The sequence below is a fragment of the Avibacterium endocarditidis genome, from assembly GCF_002921145.1.
Classification (GTDB): Bacteria; Pseudomonadota; Gammaproteobacteria; order Enterobacterales; family Pasteurellaceae; genus Avibacterium; species Avibacterium endocarditidis.
Window position 1 is genome coordinate 1 of sequence record NZ_PQVI01000046.1, and the last position, 6,958, is coordinate 6,958.

The following is a 6,958-nucleotide window of genomic DNA, read 5'->3' on the forward strand; positions in this document are numbered from 1 at the left end:
TTTTTATTCGCTTTCGGATTTGCCGCACGCTCTGCTGCACGTTTTTCTGCCACTTTCGCTTTGCTTTCGGCTAATTTCTGTGCTGCGTGCTCTGCGTGTTCTTTCTCCAATACGCCTGCTGGGTTGCCTTGTAAATCAACGCGCTCAGCCCCTTCTTTACAAGCGTATAAATAACGCCAGCCTGCCGTGTATAAACGCAACGCCTGACGCAATTGGGTTTTACTTACTTTTTCATCATCTGCAAGGGCTTCTGCTAAATCTTGGAAAATCCCGACTTTTAACGGTTTTGCCTCACCTTCAAGGAAAAAACAGCGCGGAAACTTTTCCGCTAAATAAGCGATAATTTCTTTATTATTGGTTAATTTCTGAACTTCTGTCATTGTGTAATCTCACATACCATTAATTTTAAATAGAAAAACGTTGCACATTTTAGCTTAAATTGGCAAGAAATGGCAATTTTTTGATCGGGTTTATACGGGAGTTACTGTTGAGATATGTGAAAATCTGTATAAATCAGCATTCGATAGAATAACTTATAATGAAAAAGCCTGCATCGCAGGCTTTAAAAATAAAACTTTGTGTTTTGTTAAATTAGTGTTTTGTTAAATAAGTTGCAGTTAAGGCGACAACCAAACCAATTAAGGCAAAAACAACAAGTCCAAATGTCATTTCCATTATTTTTCTCCCTTTGCTTTTTCTCTAAACAAACGCCCACCAACTAAAAAGAGATAAATCGCTCCGCTAAGTGAAAGTGTATTTAGGCGTTTTATCGTAACAGCAATGTTGTCAGGTTAATGTCCACCACAAATTTTGTCAATCAGACAAAGTGCGGTGCTTTTTGTGATAAATTTTCCGTAAAAAACCACCGCACTTTGAAAAGCGTACAAATCCATATAAAATAGCGTTTTTGAGTCTCTTTTAGAGAAAAATTAGTAGAACCTAAGCGATGACAACACCGTTAAAACGACACATTACGCCAAACAGCATATTGCCCGTTGCACCCATTGCGATGCCACGGTGTCTGTGCCAACTTTGGAGGCGAACCAATATGCGGAATGTCCTCGCTGTGATGAGGTGCTGTGTTCGGGCAGCCGTTGGAGTTTACATCGCTGCGCGATGATTGCCCTATCTATTTTAATTTAATGCCTTTTGCCTTGAATTATCCGTATTAAGCATACTTACTGGGTACGCGGGTGGACGCTTCGGTTTGGCAAGGGGTGTGGAAAATGGCAACGGAAGGCTATCCTTATACGGCATTTCTCATTTTTCTCTGTGCCGTATTTATGCCCATTTCCTTTGCAATTTTGGTGATTTTGCTCCGTCTTTCGCAACTGCTTGGCATTAAACCGCGTAATATCTTGCTCGCGCTAGGGTATATTAAACCTTGGGTAATGTTTGATGTGTATTTGGTCGCCCTGGGCGTAACGATGTTTAAGGTACGAGAATACGCCACTCTTAGCCTTGATATTTATTTAATTGCCTTTGTTTTCACCGCACTTTTAACCACGCTTCTATTCATTAAGCTCAATCTGAATGCGCTGTGGAATGATTTTTATCCACAAGATAGACTTTTGACTGAAATGCCTGATGAACCGCCTTGTGTCTGCTTGGAGTGCCATTACACGTTTACCGAGCCTTATCAAGACAGCAAACATCGAGCCCGTTGTCCACGCTGTTTAACGCTATTAGACGTGCCAGTAAACATTAAATTGCAACGCACTTGGGCAACCTTGATTGCCGGCATTATTATGCTGTTCCCTGCTAATTTACTACCGATGTCAGTAGTTTATGTCAATGGTGCGCCAAGTGCCGATACCCTGATGTCTGGCGTGATCACCTTTGTTGAAATGGGCAGTTATTTCGTGGCATTTGTGGTATTTACCGCCAGTATTTTTATCCCCATCAGCAAAATTTTTATTTTGTTTTATTTATTAATTTGTGTACATTTCAACCTTCGCCAATCCATAAAATGGCAAATGCGTCTATTCCATATTGTGCATTTTGTCGGTCGTTGGTCGATGTTAGATTTGTTCGTACTCGCATTGATGATGTCCTTGGTTGCACGCGGACAAATCATCAATTTTTCCGTAGGCCCTGCTGCCTTTTATTTTGGGGCTGCAGTGTTCTTAACTATGATTTCAGCTTCGCAATTCGACAGTCGTTTACTTTGGAAAATTTATGACAGACAACAACAAAACGCCATCCATTCAGGATAATTACAACGCGGTAAAAGCCGCTATTCATAAAAACAAACGGATTTCACCATTTTGGTTGTTACCCTTTGTCGCCTTATGTATTGGTGCGATTTTGTTCTTTCAAATTGTGCAAGAACAAGGCATTAGCATCAAAATCACCTTTGATAATGGTGATGGTTTAGTGGCAGGGAAAACGCAGATTCGTTACCAAGGCTTGCAAATTGGGGTGGTGAAAAAAGTAAATTTCACTGACGACCTGAAAAAAGTGGAAGTGGAAGCCAGTATTTATCCTGAAGCCAAAACCGTATTGCGTGAAAACACCAAGTTTTGGCTCGTTCGTCCAAGTGCTTCACTAGCCGGGATTTCAGGCATTGATGCGCTGGTTTCGGGTAACTACATCACCCTACAACCTGGGGACGGTGAATATGAAGATGAATTTGTGGCAGAAAGTGAAGGCCCGATCGCCCAAGTTAACGAAGGCGATTTGCTCATTCATTTACTTGCCGATGATTTAGGCTCAATCTCAATCGGTGCGTCTGTCTATTTCAAAAAAATGCCTGTCGGGAAAATTTATGATTACCGCTTCACCAAAGATCAGAAGAAAATTGAAATTGATGTGGTGATCGACAAGCCTTATACCCAATTCGTGAAAAAAGACAGCCATTTCTGGAACATTAGTGGCATTAACGCCAATGTTGGGCTTTCTGGTATTAACGTGCAAATGGATAGCCTAAATGCCGTGGTGCAGGGGGCTGTAGCATTTGATTCGCCACAAAATAGTCCAAAAGCAGAAAACAACGAACGCTATCGTTTATATGCCAATTTACAAGCCGCCAAACGCGGTATTGAAATCAATGTTACCGTGCCGAATATTGCGGGATTACGCGCAGGTAAAACGGTGGTGTATTCACAAGATACACAAATCGGTTTACTGTCAGAAAAGTGCGGTGGAAAATAATGAAGAAATTTTGCAAGGCAAATTACTCATTGATCCAAGCGCTGAAAATCTGTTTAAAACCAACACTGAAATCGTGCTACGCAACACAAAATTTAATTTAAGTGAGCTGAGCGACACGCAAAAATTATTGCGTGGCGAATATTTTGATGTGATCAGCGGTACAGGCGAAAAACAAACGCAATTTACTGTGATTAAAGAAAATGAACTGTTGCTCAAACAGCCCGATACCTTGGTTTTAACCTTAACCGCACCTGAAACCTATAACATCAGCGAAGGGCAGCAAATTTACTACAATAATTTCCCTATTGGTGAAATTGTAAATCAACGCATCGAACAAGAATCGGTGCATTTTAAAGTAGCGATTGCTGGGCAATATCGTCATTTAATTCACCCCGATACGCTCTTTATTGCTGCATCAAATTTTGAAGTGAGCGTGGGCGTTGATGGCATCAAGATGCAAGCGGCTACACCTGAAAAATGGCTACAAGGTGGCATTCGCATTGTGGCGGGTCATCAAGCGGGTACATTACCTGAAAGTTTCCCGTTATACAGCGATCTAAGTAATGCTGAAGCGGGGATTGTGAGTAATAATCTCACCCCAACCATCACCTTAACCACTTCACAACTACCCAGCATTGATAAAGGTTCTCTGGTGCTTTATCGCCAATATGAAGTGGGTAAAATTCTGGCTATCCGCCCGAAAAAAGATCATTTTGACGTGGACGTATTTATCTATCCGAAACATCGTGATTTGCTCACCAGCAAAAGTCTGTTCTGGGTGGAAAGTGCGGCACAGGTGGACATCACACCGAAAGGCATTAGCATTCAAGCTGCACCTATTGCTCGCTCCTTAAAAGGCGCAATTAGTTTTGATAACAGTGGCTCAGGTAACAAAATTCTTTACCCAAATGAAATGCGTGCCAAATCCGCAGGGCAAGTAATTAAGCTCAGCGCCGCAGATGCCACCAATTTAAGTAAAGGAATGCCGTTGCGTTATATGGGCTTAAATATTGGTGAAGTGGATAGCATTGAGCTTTCTGCCGATCACAAAATTCTCGCCACGGCGTTAATTAACCCGAAATATATGGCTATCATTGCGAAAGAAAATAGTAAGTTCCGCCTCATTTCCCCACAAATCTCTGCGGGCGGTATTGAGAATTTAGATAGCCTTTTACAACCTTATATTGATGTGGAAGCTGGCAGTGGCAAAGCACGCAGTCAATTCCGTTTGGCTCAATCCGTGCCAACAACCAATAAATACGGCGATGGTTTCCCGCTCATTTTAGAAACCAAAGACGCAATGAATATCACCACAGGCTCGCCTGTAATGTATCGTGGCGTGGAAGTGGGAACGATTCGTAGCCTTGAGCTTAACCCAATCGGCGATCGTGTTTTGGTGCATATTGTAATTGCCAATAAACATAAAGCCTTAGTGCGACAAAATTCAGAATTCTGGATCTCATCAGGTTATGGAATGGAGCTGGGCTTCACGGGCTTATCCATTAACACGGGATCAATGCAGCAGCTGTTAAAAGGCGGAATTGCCTTCTCAACGCCGTCTGGCTCTGTGGTGCAACCGCAAGCGAAGGCCAACCAGCGTTTCTTGTTGCAAGAAAAACGCCCTAAAGAAGCCATAAACTGGAATTTAGGCATTTTAGGTAACGAATAAAAATCGCAAAAAACCAACCGCACTTTTAGGCAAGCGTTGGTTTTTTTGTTAGAATTTTGCCAATTTTTTGAATTTTAATCACGGGAAGACCAATGACAACAAATTATTCCGCCAATGAAATTACCGTTTTAAAAGATCTTGAACCCGTTCAACTTCGCCCTGGAATGTACACCGACACCACCCGCCCCAATCATCTCGGGCAAGAAGTGATCGATAACAGCGTGGACGAAGCGCTAGCCGGCCACGCCACAAAAATCGAAGTGATTTTGCATAAAGATCAATCCCTTGAAGTGATTGATAACGGACGTGGAATGCCGGTGGATATTCACCCCACCGAGGGTATTTCAGGGGTGGAAGTGATCCTCACCAAATTGCACGCAGGGGGAAAATTCTCCAATAAAAACTATACCTTCGCTGGCGGTTTGCACGGCGTGGGGATTTCTGTGGTGAATGCGCTCTCTGAACGCGTGGATATTCAAATTAAGCGTAACGGACAAGTGTATAAAATCGCCTTTGAAAATGGGGCGAAAGTGCAAGAATTGGAAGTTATCGGCACTTGCGGTCGCCGTACTACTGGCACAACCGTGCATTTCAAACCGAACCCGAAATATTTCGACAGCCCTAATTTTTCCATCACCCGTTTACGCCATTTGTTGCGCGCCAAAGCGGTGCTGTGTTCAGGCTTAGAAATTCGTTTTATTGATAAAATCAACGGCACAGAAGATGTTTGGCTCTATCAAGACGGCTTATCTGATTACTTAACAGAAAGCGTGGAAGGCTACACCACCTTGCCAGCCTCCCCTTTTGTGGGCAATTTTGAAACCGAAAAAGAAACCGCCAGCTGGGCATTAATTTGGTTGCCTGAAGGGGGCGATTTGCTCGGCGAAAGCTATGTGAATTTAATTCCCACTATCCAAGGGGGAACACACGTTAATGGCTTACGCCAAGGCTTGCTCGATGCAATGCGGGAATTTTGCGAATTCCGCAATTTGTTGCCACGCGGGGTTAAGCTCACCGCTGATGACATTTGGGATCGCTGTGCTTATGTGCTTTCGATCAAAATGCAAGATCCACAATTTGCCGGGCAAACCAAAGAGCGTTTATCTTCTCGTCAAAGTGCGGTGTTCGTTAGCGGTGTAGTGAAAGATGCCTTTAGCTTATGGCTCAACCAAAACGTACAAGAAGCCGAAGAACTGGCGAAAATGGCGATTAGCTCGGCTGAACGCCGTTTGCGTGCAGCGAAAAAAATCGTGCGTAAAAAACAAGTGAGTGGCCCTGCCCTGCCGGGGAAACTCGCTGATTGTAGCTCACAAGATTTAGCATTGACCGAATTATTCTTAGTCGAAGGGGATTCCGCAGGGGGATCGGCCAAACAAGCGCGCGACCGTGAATATCAAGCCATTTTGCCATTGCGCGGAAAAATTCTAAATACTTGGGAAGTCTCCGCCGATCAGGTGCTTGGCTCGCAAGAAGTCCACGACATTGCTGTGGCATTGGGCATCGATCCTGACAATAGCGATCTTTCCCAGTTGCGTTACGGCAAAGTTTGTATTCTTGCTGATGCGGATTCTGATGGCTTACATATTGCCACCCTACTCTGTGCCCTATTCTTACGCCACTTCCCGAAATTGGTAGCGGAAGGACACGTTTATGTGGCAATGCCACCGCTTTATCGTATCGACATTGGCAATGAAGTCTATTACGCCCTTGATGAAGGGGAAAAAGAAGGCATTTTAGATCGCCTAAAAAATAAAAAAGGCAAAATCAATGTGCAGCGCTTCAAAGGGCTAGGCGAAATGAACCCAAGCCAGTTGCGTGAAACCACAATGGATCCCAATACACGCCGTTTGGTGCAGCTCACCTTTGATCAAGAAAATGAACAAAGTGAAACAGAAACCTTTGAATTAATGGATATGCTATTGGCGAAAAAACGTTCTGAAGATCGCAAAATGTGGTTACAAGCCAAAGGAGACCAAGTGGATTTGAGCGTATAAGCTCACCACCAAATAAGCAAGGAAACACCAATGAAAAAGACCTTTTTAGCCTTAATTTTCACCGCACTTTTAAGCGGCAATGTTATCGCCACAGAGCAACATTCAACCAAGTCCAATGCGGTTGAAAATACGAATACGGCGG

Annotated in this window: 2 protein-coding genes and 2 pseudogenes; 3 read left to right on the plus strand and 1 reads right to left on the minus strand. The window is 43.4% G+C overall.

The features are described 5' to 3' along the window. On the minus strand, window positions 1-380 hold a 380-nt coding region (gene proQ, locus C3Z13_RS04040; RefSeq protein WP_103855072.1), incomplete at its 3' end, for an RNA chaperone ProQ. A gap of 637 nt (window positions 381-1,017) precedes the next feature. On the opposite strand from proQ, the pseudogene C3Z13_RS04045 reads away from it, so the two are divergent. The 3 genes and pseudogenes from C3Z13_RS04045 (at window position 1,018) to parE (ending at window position 6,816) form a co-directional block, all read left to right on the plus strand. Further along, window positions 1,018-2,216 (plus strand): annotated as a pseudogene (locus tag C3Z13_RS04045) (PqiA/YebS family transporter subunit). Continuing rightward, a pseudogene (locus C3Z13_RS04050) lies at window positions 2,179-4,822 on the plus strand (PqiB family protein). Before C3Z13_RS04045 ends, C3Z13_RS04050 begins: the two co-directional pseudogenes overlap by 38 nt. Window positions 4,823-4,914: 92 nt before the next feature. Next, window positions 4,915-6,816, plus strand: coding sequence for a DNA topoisomerase IV subunit B (parE, locus tag C3Z13_RS04055; RefSeq protein ID WP_103855073.1), 1,902 nt, complete (start codon window positions 4,915-4,917; stop codon window positions 6,814-6,816). Window positions 6,817-6,958 lie beyond the last annotated feature (142 nt).

Coding starts and splice junctions, on each gene's coding strand:
- parE (WP_103855073.1), top strand. CDS start 4,915: ATGACAACAAATTATTCCGCCAATGAAATTACCGTTTTAAAAGATCTT.